The sequence below is a fragment of the Streptomyces sp. NPDC006207 genome (genome assembly GCF_040613835.1).
GTDB lineage: Bacteria > Actinomycetota > Actinomycetes > Streptomycetales > Streptomycetaceae > Actinacidiphila.
Window position 1 is genome coordinate 21,521 of sequence record NZ_JBEXSX010000075.1, and the last position, 23,925, is coordinate 45,445.

Consider the following 23,925-nt stretch of genomic DNA (forward strand, 5'->3'; position numbering starts at 1 on the left):
TTTGCCCCCTTTTGAAATGTTGACCGGGCAACCATCCGTTTTGTGACAACCGGCGTGCGTAGCGTCGTGACCTGCGGTTCTTCCGCAGAAGGGTGCTTGAGGCAACGTGTTCTCCCGGATGGTGGATCCACGCCGGTGTGCCCCCTCTGGCTCTGGTCACGGGTCCTGCGCGTCCCTCCGTGGGCGCCGTCGCTGCTTGTCGCGTGACCGGCGCATCCCGCGCAGCCGGAGGGCGAGGATCAGGGCCGAAACGCCGAACAGGACGGCGGTGACGGCCAGCCACCGGCCGAGGTAGACGGCGTCGGTGAGTCCTGTGGCGCCCGGGTAAGGGGCGGGCAGGCGGAGGATCAGGGGGAACCAGACCAGGAGGAGCACGCCGGACAGGAAGGCGGGCACGCGGAGGTGGTTGGTCCAAGCCCGTCCCGGCACGGCCCGGGTCCGGTGCCGCAGTACCGAGCGGGCCGAGAGGTCGGCGAGGGAGTACAGCGGCAGCAGGATCAGGTCGTGCAGGACCGCCGCACCCACCAGCCAGATCGCGACCTCCACGGGCCGGACGGCGAACAGGCGTACGCAGGCGTAGCCGGTGACGGCCAGGGAGCAGACCAGGACGAGCAGGTGCAGGGGGTTGGCGCCGTACCAGCGCAGGTAGCGGGCCATGGTCAGGCCCGGAAGGTGAGTCGGTGCACCCACTTGGTGTTGTTGACCCCGGGGTTGGCCGGCACGATGACGCGCGCCGGGTAGCCGTGGTCCATGGACAGGTACGCACCGTTGACCCGCAGGGCGAGCAGGGCCCTCGGGTCGTGGATCTGGTTCCCGCGGAGCATCACCGAGCGGTACGGCCCCGAGGGCTGGACGGACTCGACCAGCACGCTCCCGGCGCCGGGCAGACCGCTCAACGCCGCGAGGTCGGCGAGCCGCAGGCCCTCCCAGCGCTGGTCGGTGGTGGACCAGCCCTCCACGCAGGCGATCGGCAGGGCCGCGCGATGCCGTGGCATCGCGCTCAACTGCTCGCGGGAGAGGACCAGGGGCCGTCCGACGCCGTGCACCTCGAGCCGCCAGGAGGGGCCGACGAGCTCCGGGGTCACGCCGACGGACGCGGCGGTCTTGTTGATCTGGAAGGCGTCGGGTCCGCCGCCCGGATCGCGATCGTGCGGGGCGAGCAGCGCCGTGCCGCGCAGCCGCCCACCGATGCTCTGCCCTGCCGTGACCGCCAGGAGCAGGAGCGATCCGGCGCCGACCATACCCACGGCGCCCCGCCGGCTCATGGTGGCGGCCGCTGGTGCGACCGGCACCAGGCCGTCCGCATCGGGAGGTTCGGGCCGGGTGCCAGGGACGCCGATGCGCAGTTCCCGGAGGGGATTGCGACTGCGCAGGGCGCGCGTCATCCGGCGGAGCCTCAGGCTGACGTGGACGGCGAACGCGGCGATGAACACCCAGGCGCCGTAGAAGTGCAGGGTGTAGAAGGAGCCGGGGAAGACGTAGAACAGCTGGACGTTGAAGATCCCGGTCACGAACTCGAAGACGACGCCGCCCACCAGGAGGAGCAGCGACAGCCGTTCCAGCGCCTGGGCGGCCGATCGCAGCGGCGGCCATGCGAAGAGCTTGGGGATGACCGACCACAGCTTGGCCAGCACCACCGGCACGAGAGCGACGCCGAGCGTCACGTGAACGCCCTGGGTCAGCCGGTAGAGCCAGGCGGGGTGGGTGGGCCAGTCGAAGAGGTAGAAGCCCAGCAGCCCCTTGTCCGGGGTCTGGTCGTTGAGCGGGCCCAGATCCGGGTTGTACGCGGCGTACGAGAGCGCGCCGGTCACGAACACCACCGGGATGCCGAACAGCAGCACCAGACCGAAGACCGACGTCAGCCACGGCCCCCGGATCGGGCTGCGCCAGAACTCCGGACGGAAGGGACCGGTCGTTCCGGCGGCCGCCGCCGCGCGTCGTGCGCTCTCCCTCGCGCGCTCGACCGCCGTTGCGGTGAACTCCCTCAGCGGCCGTCGTGGAGGCGCCTGGGGCTCCTTCGGGCGACCCGGAGGTCCGCCCGAACCGGCCTGTGACGGCTGATCGTGATCGCGCATCGACTGACCCTCCGCTGCCAGGGCGCGTGCCGGAGGGCAACGGCCGTGATCTCGCCCCCACACATAGCCCGACCTCGGCCGTCTGTCGTCCCGCCACCACCGGGGACCGCGAGATTCCAGCCGAAGAGGCGTGCGCTCGGGGTAGGGGGGCGTCCGGGCGCCTCGCGTCGGCGGGCCCGGCCACCGGGAGTGGACGTCCCTGTTCCGTAAGGGGTCGGGGCGTTCCGCGGCGGCCTTGCGGCGGCTGTGATGGAGGCATGAGATCGCGCTTGTCTCCGCCGGTGTTCACCGGCAGGCTCCATGATCCCCGCACGGCGACCTCGATCGGACGCTGGCTCGGACTCGCCTTCGTCGTGTGCTTCGTCACCGGCCTGATCAGCCACGTGCTGCAGCGTCCGCCCATGTGGCTGGCCGGTGGTCTGCCGACCCGCCCGGTGTGGGGCTACCGGCTGACGCAGGGGCTGCACGTCGCCTCGGGTGTCGCGGCGGTTCCGCTGCTGTCGGCGAAGTTGTGGACGGTCTACCCGCGACTGTTCTCCTGGCCGCCGGTTCGGTCGGTGCGGCACGCCCTGGAGCGGTTGTCGGTCGCGGCGCTGGTGGCGGCGGCCGTGTTCGAGGTCGCCACCGGCCTGCTCAACACCGCGCAGTGGTACCCGTGGCCGTTCTCGTTCGTGCCGGTGCACTACGCAGTGGCCTGGCTGCTCACCGGATCGCTCGTGCTGCACGTCGCCGTCAAGGCCCCGGAGATCCGCGCCCACTGGAGGCGGCGGTCGCCGGGAACCCTGGCGCTGCCCCAGGAGGACGGGGCCGACCGGCGCTCGCTGCTCGCCGCCCTGGCGGCAGCGGCCGGCATGGTCACCGTGACCACGGTGGGACAGTCCTTCACCCCGCTCAAGGGCCTCATCCTGCTCGCGCCACGCCATCCGGACCACGGCCCGAGCGGCCTGCCGGTCAACCGCACCGCCGCCGCTGCCGGCGTCGGGCTGATCGTGGCCGACCGCTATCGCCTGACGGTGGCCGGGCCGCGGCCCCGCACGCTGACACTGGATGAGCTGAGGGGCCTCCCGCAGTACGGGGCGGAACTGCCGATCGCCTGCGTGGAGGGGTGGAGCAAGACGGCGCACTGGACGGGGGTGCGGGTCATGGACCTCCTGGACCTCGTGGGGGCCCCGCCCGACGCCCGGGTACGGGCGGTGTCGCTGCAGACGCGGGGCGGCTACCGGGTCTCCGAGATGGGGCACGAGTACGCCCGCGACCCGCTGACCCTGCTGGCGCTGCGTCTCAACGACGAGGAGCTCACCCCCGACCACGGCTACCCGGTGCGCCTGATCGCCCCGAACCGGCCCGGTGTGCTGCAGACCAAGTGGGTCGGCCGGCTGGAAGTGCTGTCGTGAGGACGAGCGTGACGCGGCGGCTCACGGGCGCGGCCGGTCTGGTGCTGGCGGGAGTGGGCGCGTACCAGCTGCTGGGGGTGGGCGACCTGACGGGCGTTCTGATCTGGCTGGGCGGCGCGGTGGTGCTGCACGACGTGCTCATCGCGCCGCTGGTGCTGCTCATCGGGTCGGTGCTGGTCCGCGGGGGCGTGCGCGGCCCCGTCCGCGGGGCGCTGATCGTCGCGGGCGCTGTGACGGCGGTCGCCCTGCCGGTGATGCTGCGCCCGGGGAAGCCGGCCAACTCCTCGGTCCTGCCGCTGGACTACCCGCGCAACTGGCTGGTCACGCTGGGGGCGGTGGCGGTGGTCGCGGTCCTCGTGCTCGTCGTGCGGGGTGCCCGCCGCGGCCGTCGGCCAAGACGCGCGGCGGGAAGGCTTACGAACCGCTGACGTGTCGGCGTCGTACGGTCGCCGGCCGGGCCGGTGGCCGTACGGTCGGGACATGTTGATCCTGGTCACCGGAGGTGCGGGCTTCATCGGCTCGCACGTCGTCACCGCCCTCACCGGCGCCGGGCACGAGGTGCGCGTGCTCGACGCCCTGCTGCCCGCCGCGCACCGCACGCCCCCGCCGGTTCCCGACGGGGTGGACTGGAGGCACGCGGACGTCCGTGACGCGGCGGAGGTGTCCGAGGCCCTGCGGGGCGTCGATGCCGTCTGCCATCAGGCGGCGATGGTCGGCCTCGGCAAGGACTTCGCCGACGCACCCGCCTACGTGGGCTGCAACGACCTGGGCACCGCGGTGCTCCTGGCCTGTATGGCCGCGGCCGGAGTGAGGTCCTTGCTGCTGGCGAGTTCGATGGTGGTCTACGGCGAGGGACGGTACGAGTGCCCGTCGCACGGTGTCGTGGGGCCGGGACCGCGCGAGGTGGCCGACTTGCGGGCGGGACGCTTCGAACCTCCCTGTCCGCAGTGCGGCGAACCGCTGGCGTCCGGGCTGGTGGACGAGGACGCCCCGCTCGACCCGCGCAACGTCTACGCCGCCACCAAGCTGACGCAGGAGCACCTCGCCTCCGCCTGGGCGCGCGCGGTGGGCGGACGGGTGATCGCGTTGCGGTACCACAACGTGTACGGGCCGGGGATGCCGCGTGACACCCCGTACGCCGGGGTCGCGTCGCTGTTCCGGTCCGCGCTGGAGCGCGGTGAGGCGCCACGCGTGTTCGAGGACGGCGGCCAGCGTCGTGACTTCGTCCACGTACGGGACGTGGCCGGGGCCAACCTCGCGGCCCTGGACGGACTGCCCGGTCTGCCGCAGGGGTCCGCGAGGGCGTACAACGTCGGCAGCGGTGAGCCCCACACGGTGGGGGAGATGGCCGCCGCCCTGGCCGGGGCGCACGGCACGCAGATGGTGCCGGTGGTCACGGGCGAGTACCGGCTCGGCGACGTCCGCCACATCACCGCCTCCTCGCGCAGGCTGCGTGAAGAACTGGGCTGGAAGCCGCGGGTCGCCTTCGCCGAGGGGATGACGGAGTTCGCGACGGCCCCGCTGCGAAGCGGCTGACCCGTCCGCCCGGACGGCCGCAGGGCGGGTCGGGTCCGCCTGCCCGCCGGGCGCCTCAGGCGGCGGCGGGCAGCCGGACCTCGAAGCGGCAGCCGCCGGGGACGTTGCGCACCGCCGCCCGGCCCTTGTGGGCCTCCACGATCCCCCGGACGATCGCCAGGCCCAGACCCGCTCCGGCGGGCGGGGTCCGTGCGTCGGTGCCGCGCCAGCCGGTGTCGAAGACACGGGGCAGGTCCTCCGCGGGGATGCCGCCGCAGCCGTCCGTCACCGACACGACGACGCTGTTCGCCTCCCGGCGGGCGGAGACCGCGATCGTTCCGTCGGCCGGAGTCCGGTGGATGGCGTTGACGAGCAGGTTGGCCAGCACGCGGGACATCTCGCGTCCGTCGACCTCGACCGGGACCGGCTCGACCCCGTCCCCGACGATCCGCACACCGTGCTCCATCGCGAGGGTGGCCGCGCCCGCGAGCGCGTCGCCGACGAGGTCGTAGACCGACATGCGGGTGGTGTTCAGGGCGAGCACGCCGGCCTGGATGCGGGAGAGTTCGAAGAGGTCGCCGACCATGCCGCTCATGCGTTCGACCTCCGCGCGGATGCGGGCGTGGTACAGGCTCGGGTCGTCGACCACGCCGTCCTCCAGGGCCTCGGTCATGGCCTGCAGTCCGGCGAGCGGGGTGCGCAGGTCGTGGGAGATCCATGCGACCAGCTCGCGGCGGGATTCCTCCAGGGCCCGCTCACGCTCCCTGGACGCGGCGAGCTTGGCGCTGGTGGCGGCCAGTTCACGGCCGAGTTCGGCGAGTTCGGCGGTGGGTGCGGCGGCGGGCGGGGTGAAAGTGCCGCCGTCGCCGAGGGCGCGGGTGGCCTCGGCGAGGGCCCGGCTGCCGCGGACCACGCCGCGGCCGAGCGCGAGCGCCACCCCGAGCGAGACGACCGCGGCGATGGAGCAGACCATGGTCACGACCCACAGGTCGTGGTCGGACAGGAACATGGCCCAGGACACCAGCATGGTTCCGCCGAGCATCGCCGCGACCGCGACGGCGGCGACCACCGCCAGGGACACTGCGACCGAGCGATTGCGCAGCAGCCGCAGAACGCCCGTGCCGAGCAGGCCGGCACAGGCCGCACCGATGGCCGCGTAGGCCACGATGAGGAGGGTGTCATGCACCATCGGGGGCTCCCTCGTCCGCGGTCGGAGGGTCGAACCGGTAGCCCACGCCCCACACGGTGCTGATCAGGCAGGGGTGCGCCGGGTCCTCCTCGACCTTCTCGCGCAAGCGACGGACGTGGACGGTGACGGTCGACAGGTCGCCGAACTCCCAGCCCCACACGCGGCGCATCAGCTCCTCCCGGCCGGCAGCTCGCCCGGGATTCCGCAGGAAGAACTCCAGCAGGTCGAACTCGCGGATCGTCAGGGCGAGTTCGACGCCGTGGCGAGTGACGCGGCGTGCGCCGGGGTCCAGGGCGAGGGGGCCGGCCCGCAGCTCCGATCCGGCCGGGGTCGCACGGGCGGCCTGGTCTCCCGTACGGCGCAGCACCGACTCCACCCTGAGCACGAGCTCGCGGGGGCTGAAGGGCTTGGTGACGTAGTCGTCGGCCCCGACCTCCAGGCCGAGGACGCGGTCCTCCTCGTCACCGCGCGCCGTCAGCATGATCACGGGGATCGGGCCGTCGTCGCGGATGCGGCGACAGACCTCGAGGCCGTCCATGCCGGGAAGCATCAGGTCCAGGACGACCAGGTCGGGGGCCCGGACGGCGGCCAGGGCCACGGCGGTGGGGCCGTCGGCGGCCACGTCGACGTCGAAGCCGGCCCGGTTCAGGTAGCCGACGACGACCTCGGAGACGGTGGCGTCGTCGTCCACGACGAGTACGTGTTTCACGCCACCGAGTGTGGCACCCGGCCTTCGGCCGACGGTGGGAGCGGAGGCGGACGTCAGCGATCCGTAAGGTGCCCATATCCCTTTTGAGCTTTTTGTCTCCGTAGGGTGAGTGGGGTGATCGAGACATCCCCTCCTCCTTCCGCCCCGGTGGACGTGGTGCTGCCCTGCCTCGACGAGGCCGAGGCCCTGCCGTGGGTGCTGGACCGCATCCCCTCCCGCTGGCGCGCGATCGTCGTCGACAACGGGTCCACCGACGGCTCGGCGGACATCGCGCACGCCCTCGGGGCGCACGTGGTCCACGAACCGCGCCGCGGTTTCGGTGCCGCCTGCCACGCGGGGCTCACCGCCGCGACGGCCGACGTCGTCTGCTTCTGCGACTGCGACGCCTCCCTCGACCCCGCGCTGCTGCCCGCCGTCGCCGCGCCCGTCCTCGACGGCGTGGCCGACCTCGTCCTCGGCCGGCGCAGGCCCGTCACGCGCGGCGCCTGGCCCCTGCACGCACGGCTGGCCAACCTGGAGCTGGCGCGACTGGTCCGCCGGCGCACCGGCCTGCGCCTTCACGACCTCGGACCGATGCGCGCCGCCCGCCGCGATTCCCTGCTCGCCCTGGACCTGACCGACCGTCGCTCCGGCTACCCGCTGCAGATGGTGGTCCGCGCCGCCGACGCGGGCTGGCGGGTGGAGGAGACGGACGTGCCGTACCGCCCGCGCAGGGGCCGCTCCAAGGTCACCGGCACCTGGCGCGGTACCTGGCACGCGGTACGGGACATGCGTTCCGTCCTCGCCGAACCTCCCTCCGCCGACCTGGCGCCCGCGGCAACGGCCCGGGGAACCGGACGGTGAGCCCCCGCCACCCGGCCGGGAGCCCGGCCACGCTGCTGGTCATCGCCAAGGAGCCCGTCCCGGGGCGGGTCAAGACACGGCTCACCCCGCCCTACACGCCCCTGGAGGCGGCCACCCTCGCGGAGGCCGCCCTCGCCGACACGCTGCACACGGTGCTCAAGACCCCCGCTCGGCGTCGCGTCCTCGTTCTCGACGGCGCTCCCGGACCCTGGCTCCCGCCCGGCTTCGACGTCGTGCACCAGGGAACCGGCGGCCTGGACGAGCGGATCGCGTCCGCCTTCGCCCGCTGCGACCGCGGACCGGCCCTCCTGGTCGGCATGGACACCCCGCAACTGACCGTCGAACACCTCGCGGGGGCCGGACGCGACGGCCACGAGGCCTGGTTCGGCCCGGCCGAGGACGGCGGCTTCTGGGCGCTGGGACTCGCCGATCCGGGGCGCGCCGCGGCCCTCGTACACGGCGTCCCGATGTCCACCGGGCACACCGGTGCGACGCAGCGGCGACGGCTCGTCGAGGCAGGGCTCAGCGTGGGCGACCTGCCGGTGCTGCGCGATGTGGACACCGCCGCCGACGCCGCCGCGGTCGCCGCGTGCTGCCCGCCCGGCTCGCGCTTCGCCACCACGCTGAACTCGCTCGCGGAGACCGGCCGGTGAGCGGCACCGCAGGCGGTTCGGAACCCGCCCTCGCCGAGCGGACGCCGCGGACCGCGGCCGGCTGGAAGACCCGGACGGTGGCCCGCCCCGCCGGTCTCCCCGCACAGGCGCAGCCAGCCGCGCGGCAGTGGCCGGCGCAGCCGGGGGAACCGTGGACGGACGACCCCTACGTCCATGCCCTGCGCACCGGTCGCGGCCCGCTCTTCCTGCGCCGCCTGTCGCCTCCGGCCCCACCGGACGGCGCCGGAGGGGAAGGGGAACTGCTGCCGCTGGACGTCGAGCGCTGGTGCGCCGCCCCCGACGCAGCGGACGCCGCCGTCCTGAACCGCTGCACCGGCCCCGTCCTCGACGTGGGTTGCGGACCGGGGCGTCTGGTCGCCGCCCTCGCCGTCCGGGGGGTTCGGGCACTCGGCGTGGACGTGAGCCCTGCCGCGGTGGCCCGGACCCGGCAACACGGCGGTTCCGCCGTCCGCCGGTCCGTCTTCGACCGCCTGCCGGGGGAGGGGCGCTGGGGCAGCGTCCTGTTGATGGACGGCAACGTCGGCATCGGTGGCGACCCGTTGGCCCTCCTCACCCGCCTGCGCACCCTGGTCTCGCCGGGTGGACGCCTCCTGGCAGAGGCCGCTCCGCACGACGAGGACGAGCGCCTGACCGTCCGGGTCGAGGACGGCCACGGCCGGCACGGCCGCCCGTTCCCCTGGGCCCGCCTCGGCACCACCGTCCTGCTGCACACCGCCGAAGCCGCGGGGTGGATCCCGGCAGGCCGGTGGACCGCCGAAGGCCGCTCGTTCGTGGAACTGCGCCGCCCGCGGTCCCGCCACCGTGACGAGCCACCCACGGCCACCGGAGGGACCGGACGACCATGAGCGACGCAACCGCCGCACAGCACCAGTCCCCGCAGCCGCCGACCGGCCCGCCCGAGGCACCCGTCAACCGCGCACCGGCCCGTGTCCGCACCATCGCCGTCGCGGTCCTCCTCGCCGCACTGACCGTCGTCGTCATCGGCACCCTCCGCGCGGGCGACAGCCAGCGCGACCCGGGCCGCCTGTTGGCCGGATACGCCGTCGCCTGGACGCTGTTCGCCGCCTCGGCATGGGCCGTTCGCAAGGTCCCGGCACGCGCCGCCACCGCACTGGTCCTGACCGGAGCGGCCGCGGTGGCGCTGGCCGGGCTCGCCGCACCACCCCGCACCAGCACCGACATGTACCGCTACGCCTGGGACGGCCGCGTCCAGGCCGCGGGGATCTCCCCGTACGCCCATCCCCCCGCCGCACCCGAACTCGCCACGCTGCGGGACGACTGGCTGTTCCCCGCCACGGGTTCCTGCCGGGGCTGGGGACTGGCCCGGACGGACAGCGGCCTGTGCGCCCGCATCAACCGTCCCACCGTCCCGACCATTTACCCGCCCGTCGCCGAAGGCTGGTTCGTCACCGTCCACGTCCTCTCCCCGCAGGGCAGCCGCCACAAGCCGCTCCAAGCAGGCGGCGCCGTCGTGGCGTTCGGCACCACCGTCGCGCTGCTCGCGGTGCTGCGCCGGCGCGGCGACCCACGCCGGGCCCCGGCCCGCACCGCTCTGTGGGCGTGGTGCCCGGCCGTCCCCTTCGAGGCGGTCGACAACGCCCACGTCGACACCCTCGGTGTCCTGCTGACCGTGCTGGCCCTCGGTACCGCCACCGCGGGCGCCCGCCGTGGAGGACTGCTCGGCGCCGCCGTCGCCGTGAAACTGCTGCCGCTTCTGACGCTCCCCGGCGCGCTGTCCGGGGAGCGCAGTCCGGCCCGCATCCTGCGCACGGTGTCGGCGACGGTCGCCGTGGTCGCCCTCGCCTACCTGCCGTACGTCGCCGCGTCCGGCACGGGCGTCCTGGGCTACCTGCCCGGCTACCTGCAGGAGGAGGGATACGAACCCGGGGACGTGCACCGCTTCGCCCTGCTGCGTCTGCTGCTCCCTGACGCCGCCGCGGGAATGGTCGTCCTCGTGCTGCTCGCACTCATGGCCCTGTACGTATGGTGGCGCGGCGACCCCACCCGCCCCTGGCGCGGCGCCCTGCTGCTGACCGGTACGGCGCTGCTGCTGGTCTCGCCCAACTACCCCTGGTACTCACTGCTCGTCGTCGGCCTCGTCGCGCTCGACGGCCGCTGGGAGTGGCTGGCCGTCACCCTCGCCGGCACGGTCCTCTACCTCGGGGGCCGGTTGCTGCCGGGCGTCCCTCTCCAGGCGTGGGCCTACGGCATGGCCGCCGTGTGCGTCGTGTGCGGGGCCTGCCTGCGGGCCGCCCCGGCACAGCGACTCTTGGACGGGCGTCGGTTGGGCACCTGACGTACCTCGCCCATGACACGCGGACGCCCGCCCGGTCAGCTGACGGGGTTCTCGGTGCGGTCGGTGTCCCAGCGGGTGTGGTAGCTGCCGGGGCGGTCGGTGCGGCGGTAGGTGTGGGCGCCGAAATAGTCGCGTTGGGCCTGGGTGAGGGCCGCAGGCAGGCGCGGGGTGCGCAGGGTGTCGTAGTGGGCGAGGGCGGCGGCGAAGGCGGGGGCGGGGACGCCGTCGCGGGTGGCGTGGGCCACGACCAGGCGCCAGGGGAGCTGGGCTTCGCCGACTTCGCCGGCGAAGCCGGGGTCGGCGAGGAGGCTGGGCAGTGCGGGGTCGGTGGTGTAGGCGTCGCGGACGCGGTCGAGGAAGGTGGCGCGGATGATGCAGCCGGCGCGCCACACCGCGGCGACGGCGGCGAGGTCGGTGTTCCAGCCGTAGGTGTTGCCGGCGGCCTGGATCTGGTGGAGGCCCTGGGTGTAGGAGATGACCTTGGAGGCGTACAGGGCCTGCTCGACCTGGTCGGTGAAGCGGGCGGCGTCGCGCTCACCGAGGACGGTACGCGAGGGGCCGGGCAGGGCGGCGCCGGTGGCGCGCAGGGCGGTGTGTGCGGACAGGGAGCGGGCGAAGACGGCCTCGGCGATGCCGGAGACGGGGACACCCAGGTCGAGGGCGGTCTGCACGGTCCAGCGCCCGGTGCCCTTCTGCTCGGCGGCGTCGGCGACGACGTCGACGAAGGGGAGACCGGTGTCGGCGTCGCGGTGGGCGAGGACGTCGGCGGTGATCTCGATGAGGTAGGAGTTCAGGCGGCCGGTGTTCCACTGGCGGAAGACCTCGGCGATCCGCGCGGGCTTCCAACCGGTGGTGTGGCGCAGCAGGTGGTAGGCCTCGGCGATGAGTTGCATGTCGGCGTACTCGATGCCGTTGTGGACCATTTTGACGAAGTGGCCGGCGCCGTCGGGGCCGAGGTGGGCGACGGCTGGGCTGCCGTCGGGGGTGGTGGCGGCGATGTCGGTCAGGACGGGGGCCAGGAGCTGGTAGGCCTCTTGGGAGCCGCCGGGCATGATGCTGGGGCCGTTCAGCGCGCCGTCCTCGCCGCCGGAGATGCCGGTGCCCAGGAAGTGGATGCCGCGTTCGTGCAGCGTGGCTTCGCGGCGGCGGGTGTCGGCGAAGTGGGCGTTGCCGCCGTCGACGATGACGTCACCGGGTTCCAGCAGCGGCGCGTACTCGTCGATCACGTCGTCGGTGGGCTTGCCGGCCTGCACCATGACGATCAGACGCCGGGGCCGTTGCAGGGCGGCGACCATCTCCTTGGCGGAATCCGCGGCGATGAAGGTGCCCTCGTGGCCGAAGTCGTCGACGAGGGCCTGGGTGCGGGCGGTGGTGCGGTTGTGGACGGCCACGGTGTAGCCGTGACGGGCCAGGTTGCGGGCGAGGTTGCGGCCCATCACGGCGAGGCCGGTGACGCCGATCGGTGCGGTGGGGAACACGGTTCTTCCTTCGGGTCTTTGGCGGTGGCGTAGTGGTTGCGGGAACCTGGGGCTGCTCGTCGCTGGGAGGGGGCAGGCCACCGCTGGCTCAGGCCCCTTTGCCAGCAGTGGCCACGACCGGGACCCTTGGTGCACGCGCACTACGGGTCCCGTGCATCGGCCGGCTTTCAGGCGGCGGCCTGTCGCGGCGGAAGGAAGGCACCGGCGGTCTCCGGGTCGGGCCACGGTGTGACGGTCTCCCCGGCGACGAGCCAGCCGTAGGCACCTCCCCGCTTCAGACGCAGCTCGTAGAGGAAGGGGGCGGTGGTGTCGCTCATGCGCCGGTAGAGAAGCGCGGTCGCGTACTCGCCCTGGTCCTCGGCGTGCAGGACCTTGTACTCGGTGGACAGGGGCGTCTCACCCGCCTGTCCCCGGGCCGCGAACTCCGCGAAGACCTCCTTGCGGGGAGCTGCCGCGATGGCTCCTTCCCGGGTCGGGAAGAGGATCGCCATGTCGTCGGTGTAGAGCTTCTCCATGGCGTCCATGCGGTAGTTGCTGCCGTCGTGCACGACGCGGGAGATGAACTCCTGCATCTCAGTGGTGATGGCACTCATGGCTTTTCTCCTTCTGCTGGGTGTTGAGGTACGCCGGCGGTCAGTCCGGTCAACGGCCGACCGGCGGCGGCATCGCGAGGAGCGCCCTCGACGACACTTTGTGGATGGCAGGGCGAGGATTCACTCGGACTCTGGCCGACACCTGCATCTGGCCCTGCGTGTACGCCGGGAAATGGTCGTTCGACGTATGCCGAACAACCTAACACGGCCGAGTTCGCCCTGAACGTTGCGACCGGCGTGACGGCGCTCTCATTGCACGTGCACACGGTGTCACCCATGCGTCGGAACAAGGTCCGTGAGCTATGCCACCTTCGCGACATCCTCGGTCGGCGAATGGCCGGTGTACGGTCGCAAGCGACGTTCGATGACTGGCGAAACATGGCGTACGCCCGGCCTGTTGTCGTGCGCGAAGGGGCCCCCACCCGCCAATGGGCGGCGTGACACCGTGCTCACACGAAATCAACGCAACATTGGCCACCGCATCGCAGGGGCGCTGTTTTCCTGCGCGAAATGGGCCGCCGAACTCCTCTCAGGCCCACGCCAGGCATGTCCCGCTGAATCGAAATGACCGACTGGAGTGAGTAACGCATGGCGAGTCAAGCGAGCAATCTCAGCCGTCGACGGTTGCTGTACGCCATGGGGGCGCTGGGCGCGGGAACCGCCGCGGCGGCGATGGCGTCCGGCGTCGCCGAGGCCGTCACGGGAACGGGCGCCACGACTGCGGGCTCGTTCCCGCCGCCTCCGGGCAACGGCGCGGTCGTGCCCATGAGGCTGCATGTGCCGGAGCGCATGCTGGACGATCTGAGGCGACGCCTGGCCATGACCCGGTGGCCGACCGAGGAACTCGTGGACGACTGGTCCCAGGGGGCTCCGCTGTGGCGGGTCAAGCGACTCGTGGAGCACTGGCAGCGACACTACGACTGGCGCAGGGTGGAGGCGCTGCTCAACGGATTCGGGCAGTACCGCACCGTGATCGACGGTGTGAGCATCCATTTCCTGCATGCCAGGTCACCGCACCGCGACGCCATGCCCATCATGCTCACCCACGGCTGGCCGGGCTCGATCCTGGAGTTCCGCAAGGTGATCCGGCGCCTGACCCACCCGACCGAGTTCGGTGGATCCGCGCGTGACGCATTCCACGTGGTCACACCGTCCCTCCCGGGATTCGGCTTCTCCGGTCAGCCGGACGCCGTGGGATGGGGGCGCGTGAGGACGGCGAAGGCCTGGGCGAAGATCATGCCTCGCCTTGGGTACGACCACTACCTCTCCCAGGGAGGGGACTGGGGAGCTGCCGTCAATGTGCAGCTGGGGGTCCTGCGTCCCAAGGGATTACTGGGCATCCACCTGAATTTCCCTCAGATCGTCCCCCCTGATCTCGACCCGAAGCGCCTCACTCCGGAGGAGCGGGTCGCGATGAACCAACTGAACGCACAACAGCAGAACGAGATCGGCTACCAGCTCCAGATGATGACCAGGCCCCAGACCGTGTCCTACTCCCTGGCGGACTCCCCGGTCGGGCAGGCCGCCTGGATCTACGAGAAATTCGGTGTCTGGACCGACAGTGACAAGAACCCCGAGTCGGTCCTCACCCTGGACGAGATGCTGGACGACATCACTCTGTACTGGCTGACGAATACGGCGGAGTCTGCCGCACGCTTCTACCGGGAGAACTCGGACATCACCATGAACGCGGTCAAGATCGACGTGCCCATGGGCGTCATACTGTTCCCCAAGGAGTTCTACACGCCGCCGCGCGCATGGGCCGAGAAGGTCTTCCCCAGCCTCGTCTACTGGAATCGGGCCAGCAGGGGCGGGCACTTCGCGGCGTTCGAGCAGCCGAAGATCTTCGCGGAGGAGGTGCGCCGATTCGGCCGGCTCTTCCGCTGACATCCTGCTGCGCCCACAGGCGGCCCACCGCCGAACGCGGTGGGCCGCTTGCGTTTCTCCGGCACGGTACGGCACGGCGCGGCGTCGCGCAGCAGCCGCCGGGGCGACCTGCGGCGCGTGTCATGCCTCACCTTTCCCATCAAAGCGTTTCACACGTGATGTACCTTGTTCGTAGTTCGCCGAACATCGAACAAAGGAGAGAGAGTCCATGACCACCACATCTCACCTGCCCTTCTCCGGTCACGTCGCCATCGTCACCGGCGCGGGATCCGGTATCGGCCGTGCGACGGCACTCGCTTTGGCGCAGGCCGGGGCGAACGTGCTCGGCGTCGGTCGCCGGATGGATGCCCTCGTGGAAACAGCCAAGGCCCACCCGAACATCGAAGCCCTGTCCGTGAACCTCGTCGACGACGGCGCGCCCGCGCAGGTCGTCAACACCGCCGTGGCGCGTTGGGGACGGCTCGACCTGCTGGTGAACAACGCAGGCGCCACGGCCGTCATGCCCCTGGCCGAGGCGGACAAGCAGGTCATCACCGACCTGTTCGCCCTCAACGTGGTGGCCCCGAGCATGCTGGCGCACGAAGCCCTGCCCCATCTGCGCACGTCCTCCGGCAGCATCGTCAACGTGTCGAGCACCTACGGACACCGCCCGATGTCCGGCGGATCCCACTATGCGGCCACCAAGGCCGCGATCGAGCAGATGACCCGCAGCTGGGCCCTCGAGCTCGCGGCGGAGGGCATCCGCGTCAACTCCGTCGCTCCCGGCCCCACCCGGACCGACGTCATGGTCGCCGCAGGCCTGACCCCCGAGGCGATCAACGACATGTACGCGTACGAGCGCGACCGCATCCCCACGCACCGCATCGGGGACGTCGAGGACATCGCCCACTGGATCCTGCGCATGGCCGAGCCGGCTGGACGCCAGGCCACCGGGCAGGTCATCACCGTCGACGGCGGCCTGGAACTCATCTGACGTCACCGCCGTCACAGCTGACGCGGGCGCCAGGCGTGGGAGGTGCGGAGGTGCGGGAGGTGCCGGGAACGGTTGGGGCCGCCGATGCGCCGCCGTTAGGGTGTCAGCAAGGCGTCAAGAAGAGGCGCCCGGTGTGCCGGGAAGTCTGGTCGGCGTTGTGAGGGGCCCCGTGCCCGTTGCCGCCGACGCCCCGGAGGTTCGCCCATATGGCCACCGCCCCCCGTTCCCGCCCCCCGTTCCTCGGCGTGCTCCCGTGGCCGGAGCGGCGGGCCGTCGCCCGAGCCCTGCGGACGGAGACGGTCGGCGGCCTGGTCCTGCTGGCCGCGGCGGTGGTGGCCCTGGTGTGGGCGAACGGTCCGTTCAGCGGCGCGTACGAGGCGGTACGCGACTTCCACTTCGGCCTTCCCGTGCTGGGGCTGGACCTGTCGGTGGGGCACTGGACGGCGGACGGATTGCTGGCGGTGTTCTTCCTGGTCGCCGGGATCGAGCTGAAGCGCGAACTCGTCGTCGGCGAACTGCGCACCCCGGCCACCGCCGCGCTCCCGGTCATCGCGGCGGTGTGCGGCATGGTGGTGCCCGCCGGGCTGTACGCCGTGGTCGCGGCGTTCGGGGGCGGCAGCCCGAGCGGCTGGGCGGTGCCGATGGCCACCGACATCGCCTTCGCGCTGGGGGTCCTGGCCGTCGTCTCCACCCACCTCCCCGCGGCGCTGAGGGCCTTCCTCCTCACCCTCGCGGTGGTCGACGACCTGGGCGCGATCCTGGTCATCGCGGTGTTCTTCACCTCCGACCTCAACCTCTGGGCGCTGCTCGGCGCTGCGGCCGGGCTCGCGGTGTTCTACGCGCTGCAGCGGCTACGGGTCACGGGCTGGTGGTGGTACGTGCCGCTCGGCCTGGTCATCTGGGCGCTGATGTACAACGGCGGCGTGCACGCCACCGTGGCCGGGGTGGCCATGGGCCTGATCCTGCGGACCACCCGCGACGAGGACGAGGTGACCTCGCCCGCCGAGCGCACCGGCTACCTGCTGCACCCCTTGTCCGCCGGTGTCGTCGTCCCGCTGTTCGCCCTGTTCGCCGCCGGGGTCGGCGTCTCCGCGGGTGCCCTGGGGGAGGTGTTCACCAGGCCCGAACCGCTCGGTGTCGTCGTGGGTCTGGTGCTCGGCAAGATCGCCGGCATCTTCTGCGGAACCTACCTTGCCGCCCGTTTCACGCGGGCCCGGTTGAATCCGGACCTCGCCTGGGCCGACGTGTTCGGCCTCGCCACCCTGGGTGGCATCGGCTTCACCGTGGCCCTGCTGATCGGCGAGCTCGCCTTCCCCGCGACCGCGCAAGGTGAGCACGTCAAGGCCGCGGTCCTGGTGGCATCGGTGATCTCGGCCTGCCTGGCCGCGCTGCTCCTGCACCGCCGCAACCGGCTGTACCGGCGGCTGTGCGCCGAGGAGGACACCGACGCCGACGGGGACGGCGTCCCCGACATCTACCAGCGCGGCGGCGCGAGCCCGGCGACGGCCGAACAGGCGGACTGATCGCGGGTTCGTCCGGGCGGCGTACTCCCGCTGGCATGCGGACGCCGTCCTGCCGAGGCTGGCAGAGGGTTCATCCCGTGTGGGCGTGATGACGGTACCGGTCTCGAAGGAGAACACGATGTCCGCCGATTCCGCGCTGAAGGGCCCCGAACCGGCGATCGTCGCCGCCAACCAGGCCGCACGAAGCCTTCTGCCGTTCGAGGACAGCCGCGACCTGGACGACGCCGGCCGTGGTTTCCTCGGCACCGTCGAGCAGCGGGAGATCACGGACCGCGACGGTCGCACGGTGTGGTCCCTTGACGCGTACGGCTTCCTCGACGCCGACTGCCCGGACACCGTGCACCCGAGCCTGTGGCGGCAGAGCGCTCTCGTCGCCCGGCACGGGCTGTTCGAGGTGGCCGAGGGCATCTACCAGGTACGCGGCTTCGACCTGTCCAACATGACGGTCGTCGAGGGCGAGCGGGGCATCCTGGTCATCGACCCCCTCCTGTCCGTCGAGACCGCCGCGGCCGCCCTGGCCCTGTACCGGCACCACCGCGGGGACCGCCCCGTCAGCGGCGTGCTCTACACCCACAGCCACGTCGACCACTTCGGCGGCGTCAAGGGTGTCGTGACCGCCGAAGAGGCCGGAGCCGGACTGCCCGTCATCGCCCCCCAGGGTTTCCTGACCCACGCCGTCAGCGAGAACGTGTACGCGGGCACGGCGATGGCGCGCCGCGCCGCCTACATGTACGGCGCCGCACTGCCCAAGGGGACGCACGGTCAGATCGGGGCAGGTCTGGGGCAGACGACCTCCACGGGCACGGTCAGCCTCATCCCGCCCAGCGTCGAGATCATGCGCACCGGCCAGACGCACACCGTCGACGGCATCCGCATGGTCTTCCAGCTCACCCCCGAGACCGAGGCGCCGGCCGAGCTGAACATCCACTTCCCCGGCCGCGCGGCGCTCTGCATGGCCGAGAACGCCACCCACAACCTCCACAACCTGCTCACCCTGCGCGGCGCCGAGGTCCGGGACCCACGCGTCTGGGCGCAGTACCTCACCCAGACCATCCAGCTCTTCGGCGCCTCCTCCGACGTCGCCTTCGCCTCGCACCACTGGCCGACCTGGGGCCGCGCACGCGTGCTGACCTTCCTGTCCGACCAACGCGACCTGTACGCGTACCTGCACGACCAGACCCTGCGCCTGATCAACCAGGGACTCACGGCCCTGGAGATCGCCGAACGGATGCACCTGCCGCCGGCCCTGGAACACGTCTGGCACACCCACGGCTACTACGGCTCCGTCAGCCACAACGTCAAGGCGATCTACCAGCGGTACCTCGGCTGGTTCGACGGCAACCCCGCCCACCTGTGGGAACACCCGCCCACCGAGGCCGCCACCCGCTACGTGGACTTCATGGGAGGCGCCGACGAGGTCCTGCGGCGCGCCCGCCGGTCCTACGCGGAAGGAGACTTCCGCTGGGTTGCCCAGGTCGTCAACCACGTGCTGTTCGCCGACCCCGGCAACACCGAAGCACGAGAGCTGCAGGCGGACGCCCTCACCCAGCTCGGCTACGGCAGCGAGAACGGGACGTGGCGCAACTTCTTCCTCACCGGCGCCCTCGAACTGCGCCACGGCCCGGTCGGCACGCCCACCGTCACCGCGTCGCCCGACGTGATCTCCGCGCTCTCCCTCGACCAGCTCTTCGACTCCCTCGCCATCCGCGTCGACGGCCCCGCCGGCTGGGACGCGGACATCACCATCCGCTGGAACGTCCACGGCTCGGAGCCCATCACCTGGCGCCTGCACAACGGCGTGCTCACCCACGTGCCCGGCGAGGGCCCCGCCGCCACCGAACCCGACCTGGCGGTCACCCTCCCCGAAGCCGATCTGCGGGCCGTCCTCCTGGGAACCCTGCCGGCGGCCGACCTGGCGGCCCGAGCGGGCATCCAGGTGTCGGGCGACCCCGGCAAGCTCGCCGAACTCCTGGCGTACCTCGGCGAACCCGACCCGGACTTCGCGATCGTCACTCCGTAGCAGCCCCTGGCTGCACGGGACCGGTCGGGTCCTACCCGCTGAGAGCGTCCACGAGGAAGAGGAACACGTTCAGGCCGAGTACGACGACGGCAACGAATCCCACGACCACCAAGGAGCAGCCACCGGCGATCGCCACCATGACCCAAGCGCGGCCGACGGCACGGTGGCACTCGGTGTCGTCGTCCCAGTCGTGATCCACCCTCGCCCCCCTTGTCGAGGCACCGTACACCGCGGCCTCCGCGGCGATCGCGGGTGCGCGCGGCGGCCCCGGGCCTCCGGCCGGGCCGGGGCGGCCACCGCGGGGGTTCCAGGCGGGTGCCGGTTAGGCTGGGGCGTGTCCCTCATCGGCCGTGGCCAGGAGCTTTCCGCGATCGGGGCCCTCCTCGACCGGCTGCGTGCCGGCGTCGGCGAACGCCTGGTCGTCACCGGGCCGCCGGGGGCGGGCAAGACCGCGCTGCTGGCCGCCGCGGCGGAGCTGGCCGCCGAGCGCGGCATCCGGGTCGAGCACACCAGGGACCGCACGCTTTCCGCGCCCGCCGTTCCGCCGCACCCACCGGGGTCGCCGGGGGAGCCCGTTCTGCTGCTGGCCGACGAGGGCACGGCCGAGGACCTGCCCGGGTCCGGCGCGCCCCCGGGACCGCGCGCACTGCTGGCCGCCGCCCGGGAGTACTCCGGGGACGGGACCCAGTTGAGGCTGGGCGGACTGTCGGGCGCGCGGTTCGCCGCGCTCGTGCCCGGGCTGCCGCCCGACGCCGTCCACGCCCTGTGGCTGGTCTCCGGCGGGCTGCCCGGTCCCGCACTCTCCCAGGCCGAACGGCTGAAGGACCTGCCCGGGGACGCCGACCCGGCCGTGCACCTCGCGCTGGTCTTCCCGTCGCGGGCCCAGTTCCTCGAACTCGACCTCGGACTCGTCCGGTTGCTGGAGGAGGCCGCCGAGCGACCGGTCGCCCCTGCGGTCCGCGCCCGGGTGCTGGCCCGGCTCGCGCGCGAGCTGCTGGCCGACACCACGGCCCTGGCGCGCCGCCGGGACCTGGCGGACACGGCGCTCGGCCTGGCCCGCGCATCCGGCGACCCGGGCACGGTCGCCGAGGTCCTCGACGGCCGGCTGCACGCGCTGTGGGACCCAGCCGCCACCGCCGAACGCCTGGCCACCGCCGGGGAGATCGTCGCTCAGGCCCGCCGGGCGGGTGACGCGGCAGCCGAGTGCCGCGGCCTGTTCTGGCGCTTCGTGGCGTACACCGAGACCGGGGACCTGACGGCCGCCGAGGCCGCGCTCGCCGTGTACGTCGGCGCCGCGGAACAGGCCGGCCACACCGACGCCCACGTGGTGGCCCTCTCCCGGCGGGCGATGCTCGCCACGGTCAGGGGCCGGTTCGAGGAGGCCGGGGAACTCGCGGACCGGATCCTCGTAGCCGGGCCCAAGGCGGGGGTGAGCGACACCGAGAGGCTGGCCGGTTCGGTGCGCCACCAGCTGGCCGTCGTACGGGGCGGCACCGAGACCCCGGTCGAGCCCTGGCAGCGGATGGCGCGCCGACTGCCCGGGCACTTCTTCGAGGCCACGGCGGCCCGGGCGATGCTGGGGTCGGGACGCGAGGTCGAGGCCGGTCTGGAACTGGAACGGCTGCTGCCCTCGGTGCTCGAGGGCACCGGCCCGCGGTGGATCGGCGCGCTGGCCGACCTCGCGGTCGTCGCCTCGCGGACCGGTAGCCCGGCGGCGGCCGCCGCACTCTACGACGCCCTGCTGCCCTACCAGGGACGGCTGGTGGTGTGGGGCGGCGCCAACACCGTCACCGGACCCGTCGACGACTACCTGGGCCGCCTGGCGGCGCGCCTGGACCGGCCGGACGCCGCCCTCGGCCACCTGGACGCGGCAGCCGAGCTGTCCCGCCGTACCGGCGCCCTCCCCTGGCTCGCGCACATCCTGGCGGCACGGGCGGAGGTCCGCACCCGGCGCGACGGCCCGGGGGACCGGGAAAGGGCGGCGCAGGACGTGGCGCAGGCCCGGTCGATCGCGGAGCGGCTCGGCATGGACGGTCTCCTTTCCACCCTCCGCGCAGCCGGTCCGCCGGACGGCCGGTGGCGCTGGGTGCTCGACGGGCGCGACTGGCGACTGGAGGCCGGCGGCGAGACGGCCCGGGTGCCCGACGGGCGCGGACCCCGTTACCTGCGCACACTGCTGGCGGCGCCCGGCCAGGAGATCCCCGCGCTCGATCTCGTGGCCGGCGGCGCCGGGCTCGCGGCTCCGGCGGCCGATCCGCTGCTGGACGACACGGCACGCGCCTCCTACCGCCGACGGCTCGCCGTGCTCGACGACAGCCTCGACGCCGCCGACCGGGCCGGTGACGTGGACGCCGCCGCGGCCGTGCAGGCCGAGCGCCGGGCTCTCCTCGCCGAACTCCGGCGTGCGACCGGCCTCGGCGGCCGCCCCCGTGCCCACGGCGACGCGGCGGAGCGGGCCCGGGTCGGCGCCACGCGGGCGCTGTGGGGGACCGTCCGGCGCATCGAGGCCGCCGCGCCGCTCGCCGGTGCCCACCTGCGGGCGTCCCTGCGGACGGGCCGCCTCATGCGTTACCAGCCGGGCCCCGGCGGCCCCGGGCGCTGGCAGGTGTGACGCCGGTCACGAACGGATCGTTCCCCGCGGGGTTACGCCTCCTGTTGTGCACGGCACGCACCACTGGAAGGACGCACCACATGAGCACCGGCGAAGCCCCTCTGACGTACGCGGGTCTGCGGGCGGAGCGCCGGGGCGAGCCGGACGGCCGACCGCCGCTCGTCCTGCTGCACGGCCTGAGCTACGACCGTCACCGGTGGGGCCCGCTCCTGCGGGAGCTGGAGGCCGCCGACCCGGGGCGGAGCGTCCTCGCCGTCGACCTGCCGGGACACGGGCAGTCGCCGCCGCTGGACCGGCACGGGCTGGACGACGTCGCAGCCGTCGTGCACCAGGCGGTCACCGAGGCGGGCCTGACCCGGCCGGTCGTGGTGGGGCACTCCATCGGTGGTGCCATCGCCACCGCCTACGCCGCGACCCACCCGGTGCGGGGCGTGGTCAACATCGACCAGCCGCTGCGCGTCGGCGGCTTCGCCGACCTGCTGCAGCGCAACGCGGACGTGCTGCGCGGCCCGGACCACGGCACGATCTGGAACGGCCTGCTCGGCCGCATGGGCATCGACGGCCTGCCGCCGGAGGCCCGCGCTCTCGCCCGGCCCGACGCGACGCCCGCGCGTGACCTACTGCTGGCCTACTGGGACGAGTTGCTGACCACACCGCCCGAGCTGCTGGAGGAGCGGAACGCCGCCCGCCTGGAGCGCATCGCGTCCCAGGACACGCCGTACCACTACGTCACCGGCGCCGAACCCGACCCGGACTACCTCACCTGGCTCCGCAAGGCCCTGCCCGGCGTCATGATCACCGTCCTCCCCGGCAGTGGCCATTTCCCGCACCTCGCCCACCCTGCGGAGGTCGCCCGGCTCCTGAAGTGAGGGCGGTGTGCGCCGCTCACCGAAGGCGCAGGTCAGCCGGGCATCCGGCGCCGCGCGAAGGCCGTGCCTGGCGGACCTGCTGGGGGCGCATCATGCTTTAAGTAACACATGGCCCCTAACCGTGTCGGATACCGACAGGGAGGCGATGGTCCGATGGCGAAGCTGCTCTTCGTTCTGACCGGGGCGTCGTACTGGACGCTCAAGGACGGCACCAGGCACGCGACGGGTTACTGGGCCGAGGAGTTCGCGGCCCCGTACAAGGCGCTCAGCGAGGCCGGCCACGAGATCACGGTCGCCACTCCGGGCGCGGTGATCCCGACCGTGGACATGATGAGCCTGCGTCCCGACATGGCCGGCAGCGCGCAGATCGCCCTCGACCTGGAGGAGATCATCCGCTCCGCGGAGGTGATGCGGCGGCCCATCCACCTGGCGAACGCCCGGGTGGAGGACTACGACGCCGTCTACTTCCCGGGCGGCCACGGGCCCATGGAGGACCTGTGCGTCGACCCCGACGCCGGCCGCCTGCTGACCGCGGCGCTCGCCTCCGGCAAGCCCCTCGCGGTCGTCTGCCACGCCCCCGCGGCGATGCTGGCGACCAGGATCCACGGCCAGTCCCCGTTCGCGGGCTACCGGGTCACGGCGTTCACCAATGAGGAGGAGGAGGCGGTCGGCCTCGCCAAGCGCGCGCGGTGGCTGGCGGAGTCCGAACTCATCGACATGGGTGTCGCCTTCACCAAGGGCGAGATGTGGAAGCCCTACACGGTGGTGGACCGGAACCTGTTCACCGGCCAGAACCCCGCCTCCGCGGCCGTCCTGGCGGAACGCCTGCTCAAGGCGCTCTAGCGGGTGCGTGCCCGGCCCCTGCCGGGGGCCTTCTGATTGCGGCGGAGCCCAACGGGGCCCGGACCGGTGATCGTTGCCGGTCCGGGCCCCGTGATCCGGGAGCGCCGGTCCCTCGCTCGAAGCATTGAAGGCGACCGGTCGTCCGGGGGCGGGTCGCCGTGGAGCGGTCGGCAGACACGCCTTTGCCGCCTCGCCGCCCTGCCGCCATCCCGTGGCCGCCGCCCCGTCACGGAAGGCGGCAGGCTCTCCCCGTAGATTCGACATGCGAGTCCGCTGCGAGCGGGCGAACATCGACACCCTTCGAGCGGGTCTCCTCGATGCGACACGGAGGCTTGCGGCATGGAAAGGCTTCACCTGTGGCTGAGCTGTTCTACGACGACGATGCCGACCTGTCCGTCATCCAGGGCCGTAAGGTCGCGGTCATCGGCTACGG

21 protein-coding genes are annotated in these 23,925 nt (G+C 72.8%); 14 read left to right on the forward strand and 7 right to left on the reverse strand.

The window, feature by feature from the left end:
- Positions 1 to 156: 156 nt before the first annotated feature.
- Entirely contained in the window at positions 157 to 657 is a 501-nt protein-coding gene (locus ABZ312_RS38690; RefSeq protein WP_500359475.1) for a hypothetical protein, read from the reverse strand.
- A 2-nt stretch (positions 658 to 659) separates the two neighbouring features.
- The gene (locus ABZ312_RS38695) at positions 660 to 2,075 is read right to left on the reverse strand and encodes a molybdopterin-dependent oxidoreductase (RefSeq protein ID WP_500325908.1); all 1,416 of its coding nucleotides are present in this window, start codon (positions 2,073 to 2,075) and stop codon (positions 660 to 662) included.
- 257 nt (positions 2,076 to 2,332) lie between these two features.
- Here ABZ312_RS38695 and ABZ312_RS38700 point away from each other — a divergent pair, with 257 nt between their 5' ends.
- From ABZ312_RS38700 to ABZ312_RS38710, 3 genes are read left to right on the forward strand one after another with little or no spacing between them, the layout of a single operon-like run.
- Positions 2,333 to 3,469, forward strand: coding sequence for a molybdopterin-dependent oxidoreductase (locus ABZ312_RS38700; RefSeq protein WP_500359470.1), 1,137 nt, complete (start codon positions 2,333 to 2,335; stop codon positions 3,467 to 3,469).
- Entirely contained in the window at positions 3,466 to 3,897 is a 432-nt protein-coding gene (locus tag ABZ312_RS38705; RefSeq protein ID WP_500325904.1) for a hypothetical protein, read from the forward strand. Before ABZ312_RS38700 ends, ABZ312_RS38705 begins: the two co-directional genes overlap by 4 nt.
- Before the next feature lie 52 nt (positions 3,898 to 3,949).
- Positions 3,950 to 5,005, forward strand: a complete 1,056-nt coding sequence (locus ABZ312_RS38710; RefSeq protein ID WP_500325902.1) for an NAD-dependent epimerase/dehydratase family protein — start codon at positions 3,950 to 3,952, stop codon at positions 5,003 to 5,005.
- Between the two features lie 55 nt (positions 5,006 to 5,060).
- On the opposite strand, the gene ABZ312_RS38715 is transcribed toward ABZ312_RS38710, so the two are convergent.
- Both ABZ312_RS38715 and ABZ312_RS38720 read right to left on the reverse strand, forming a co-directional pair.
- The gene (locus tag ABZ312_RS38715) at positions 5,061 to 6,173 is read right to left on the reverse strand and encodes a sensor histidine kinase (RefSeq protein WP_500359471.1); all 1,113 of its coding nucleotides are present in this window, start codon (positions 6,171 to 6,173) and stop codon (positions 5,061 to 5,063) included.
- Positions 6,163 to 6,882, reverse strand: a complete 720-nt coding sequence (locus ABZ312_RS38720) for a response regulator transcription factor (RefSeq protein WP_500325898.1) — start codon at positions 6,880 to 6,882, stop codon at positions 6,163 to 6,165. The genes ABZ312_RS38715 and ABZ312_RS38720 overlap by 11 nt, the downstream gene beginning before the upstream one ends.
- A 114-nt stretch (positions 6,883 to 6,996) precedes the next feature.
- On the opposite strand from ABZ312_RS38720, the gene ABZ312_RS38725 reads away from it, so the two are divergent.
- From ABZ312_RS38725 to ABZ312_RS38740, 4 genes are read left to right on the forward strand one after another with little or no spacing between them, the layout of a single operon-like run.
- Positions 6,997 to 7,725 (forward strand): glycosyltransferase family 2 protein, encoded by a 729-nt coding sequence (locus ABZ312_RS38725; RefSeq protein ID WP_500325896.1) that lies wholly within the window; start codon positions 6,997 to 6,999, stop codon positions 7,723 to 7,725.
- Positions 7,722 to 8,378: a TIGR04282 family arsenosugar biosynthesis glycosyltransferase gene (locus tag ABZ312_RS38730; RefSeq protein WP_500325894.1), complete on the forward strand. Its 657-nt coding sequence runs from the start codon at positions 7,722 to 7,724 to the stop codon at positions 8,376 to 8,378. The genes ABZ312_RS38725 and ABZ312_RS38730 overlap by 4 nt, the downstream gene beginning before the upstream one ends.
- The gene (locus tag ABZ312_RS38735) at positions 8,375 to 9,244 is read left to right on the forward strand and encodes a methyltransferase domain-containing protein (RefSeq protein ID WP_500439727.1); all 870 of its coding nucleotides are present in this window, start codon (positions 8,375 to 8,377) and stop codon (positions 9,242 to 9,244) included. The genes ABZ312_RS38730 and ABZ312_RS38735 overlap by 4 nt, the downstream gene beginning before the upstream one ends.
- Positions 9,241 to 10,695 (forward strand): glycosyltransferase 87 family protein, encoded by a 1,455-nt coding sequence (locus ABZ312_RS38740; RefSeq protein WP_500439728.1) that lies wholly within the window; start codon positions 9,241 to 9,243, stop codon positions 10,693 to 10,695. The genes ABZ312_RS38735 and ABZ312_RS38740 overlap by 4 nt, the downstream gene beginning before the upstream one ends.
- 35 nt (positions 10,696 to 10,730) lie before the next feature.
- Here the strand turns inward: ABZ312_RS38740 and gnd are convergent, their stop codons facing one another.
- Together gnd and ABZ312_RS38750 are read right to left on the reverse strand one after the other, a co-directional pair.
- Complete coding sequence (gene gnd / locus ABZ312_RS38745; protein WP_500439729.1) at positions 10,731 to 12,173, reverse strand: NADP-dependent phosphogluconate dehydrogenase; 1,443 nt, start codon at positions 12,171 to 12,173, stop codon at positions 10,731 to 10,733.
- A gap of 167 nt (positions 12,174 to 12,340) precedes the next feature.
- A complete protein-coding gene (locus ABZ312_RS38750; RefSeq protein WP_500325886.1) occupies positions 12,341 to 12,766 on the reverse strand; it encodes a hypothetical protein in 426 nt (141 codons plus the stop codon).
- A gap of 588 nt (positions 12,767 to 13,354) precedes the next feature.
- On the opposite strand from ABZ312_RS38750, the gene ABZ312_RS38755 reads away from it, so the two are divergent.
- The 4 genes from ABZ312_RS38755 to ABZ312_RS38770 all read left to right on the forward strand — a co-directional run bounded on the left by ABZ312_RS38755 (position 13,355) and on the right by ABZ312_RS38770 (position 19,169).
- Positions 13,355 to 14,653, forward strand: coding sequence for an epoxide hydrolase family protein (locus ABZ312_RS38755; protein ID WP_500439730.1), 1,299 nt, complete (start codon positions 13,355 to 13,357; stop codon positions 14,651 to 14,653).
- Positions 14,654 to 14,861: 208 nt separating this feature from the next.
- A complete protein-coding gene (locus ABZ312_RS38760; protein ID WP_500325882.1) occupies positions 14,862 to 15,626 on the forward strand; it encodes an SDR family NAD(P)-dependent oxidoreductase in 765 nt (254 codons plus the stop codon).
- Positions 15,627 to 15,832: 206 nt separating this feature from the next.
- Complete coding sequence (nhaA, locus tag ABZ312_RS38765) at positions 15,833 to 17,149, forward strand: Na+/H+ antiporter NhaA (RefSeq protein WP_500325880.1); 1,317 nt, start codon at positions 15,833 to 15,835, stop codon at positions 17,147 to 17,149.
- A 118-nt stretch (positions 17,150 to 17,267) separates the two neighbouring features.
- The gene (locus ABZ312_RS38770; RefSeq protein WP_500360579.1) at positions 17,268 to 19,169 is read left to right on the forward strand and encodes an alkyl/aryl-sulfatase; all 1,902 of its coding nucleotides are present in this window, start codon (positions 17,268 to 17,270) and stop codon (positions 19,167 to 19,169) included.
- A gap of 31 nt (positions 19,170 to 19,200) precedes the next feature.
- Here ABZ312_RS38770 and ABZ312_RS38775 read toward each other — a convergent pair whose 3' ends face one another.
- Positions 19,201 to 19,368 carry a hypothetical protein gene (locus tag ABZ312_RS38775; RefSeq protein ID WP_500439731.1) on the reverse strand — a complete coding sequence of 56 codons (168 nt, stop codon included), beginning with the start codon at positions 19,366 to 19,368 and terminating at the stop codon, positions 19,201 to 19,203.
- A gap of 135 nt (positions 19,369 to 19,503) precedes the next feature.
- Between ABZ312_RS38775 and ABZ312_RS38780 the strand changes: the two genes are divergently transcribed.
- From ABZ312_RS38780 to ABZ312_RS38790, 3 genes are all read left to right on the forward strand, one after another.
- The gene (locus ABZ312_RS38780) at positions 19,504 to 21,780 is read left to right on the forward strand and encodes an AAA family ATPase (RefSeq protein ID WP_500360575.1); all 2,277 of its coding nucleotides are present in this window, start codon (positions 19,504 to 19,506) and stop codon (positions 21,778 to 21,780) included.
- Positions 21,781 to 21,860: 80 nt separating this feature from the next.
- Positions 21,861 to 22,649 carry an alpha/beta fold hydrolase gene (locus tag ABZ312_RS38785; protein WP_500325872.1) on the forward strand — a complete coding sequence of 263 codons (789 nt, stop codon included), beginning with the start codon at positions 21,861 to 21,863 and terminating at the stop codon, positions 22,647 to 22,649.
- A 153-nt stretch (positions 22,650 to 22,802) separates the two neighbouring features.
- Complete coding sequence (locus tag ABZ312_RS38790; RefSeq protein ID WP_500439732.1) at positions 22,803 to 23,492, forward strand: type 1 glutamine amidotransferase domain-containing protein; 690 nt, start codon at positions 22,803 to 22,805, stop codon at positions 23,490 to 23,492.
- The last annotated feature ends 433 nt before the right edge of the window (positions 23,493 to 23,925 follow it).

What these genes read in the sequence shown, in the direction of transcription:
- ABZ312_RS38755 (WP_500439730.1), top strand. Translation starts at nt 13,355, where the DNA reads ATGGCGAGTCAAGCGAGCAATCTCAGCCGTCGACGGTTGCTGTACGCC.
- nhaA (WP_500325880.1), top strand. Translation starts at nt 15,833, where the DNA reads ATGGCCACCGCCCCCCGTTCCCGCCCCCCGTTCCTCGGCGTGCTCCCG.
- ABZ312_RS38785 (WP_500325872.1), top strand. Translation starts at nt 21,861, where the DNA reads ATGAGCACCGGCGAAGCCCCTCTGACGTACGCGGGTCTGCGGGCGGAG.
- ABZ312_RS38695 (WP_500325908.1), bottom strand. Translation starts at nt 2,075, where the DNA reads ATGCGCGATCACGATCAGCCGTCACAGGCCGGTTCGGGCGGACCTCCG.
- ABZ312_RS38710 (WP_500325902.1), top strand. Translation starts at nt 3,950, where the DNA reads ATGTTGATCCTGGTCACCGGAGGTGCGGGCTTCATCGGCTCGCACGTC.
- ABZ312_RS38760 (WP_500325882.1), top strand. Translation starts at nt 14,862, where the DNA reads ATGACCACCACATCTCACCTGCCCTTCTCCGGTCACGTCGCCATCGTC.
- ABZ312_RS38750 (WP_500325886.1), bottom strand. Translation starts at nt 12,766, where the DNA reads ATGAGTGCCATCACCACTGAGATGCAGGAGTTCATCTCCCGCGTCGTG.
- ABZ312_RS38715 (WP_500359471.1), bottom strand. Translation starts at nt 6,173, where the DNA reads ATGGTGCATGACACCCTCCTCATCGTGGCCTACGCGGCCATCGGTGCG.
- ABZ312_RS38740 (WP_500439728.1), top strand. Translation starts at nt 9,241, where the DNA reads ATGAGCGACGCAACCGCCGCACAGCACCAGTCCCCGCAGCCGCCGACC.
- ABZ312_RS38790 (WP_500439732.1), top strand. Translation starts at nt 22,803, where the DNA reads ATGGCGAAGCTGCTCTTCGTTCTGACCGGGGCGTCGTACTGGACGCTC.
- ABZ312_RS38690 (WP_500359475.1), bottom strand. Translation starts at nt 657, where the DNA reads ATGGCCCGCTACCTGCGCTGGTACGGCGCCAACCCCCTGCACCTGCTC.
- ABZ312_RS38770 (WP_500360579.1), top strand. Translation starts at nt 17,268, where the DNA reads ATGTCCGCCGATTCCGCGCTGAAGGGCCCCGAACCGGCGATCGTCGCC.
- ABZ312_RS38700 (WP_500359470.1), top strand. Translation starts at nt 2,333, where the DNA reads ATGAGATCGCGCTTGTCTCCGCCGGTGTTCACCGGCAGGCTCCATGAT.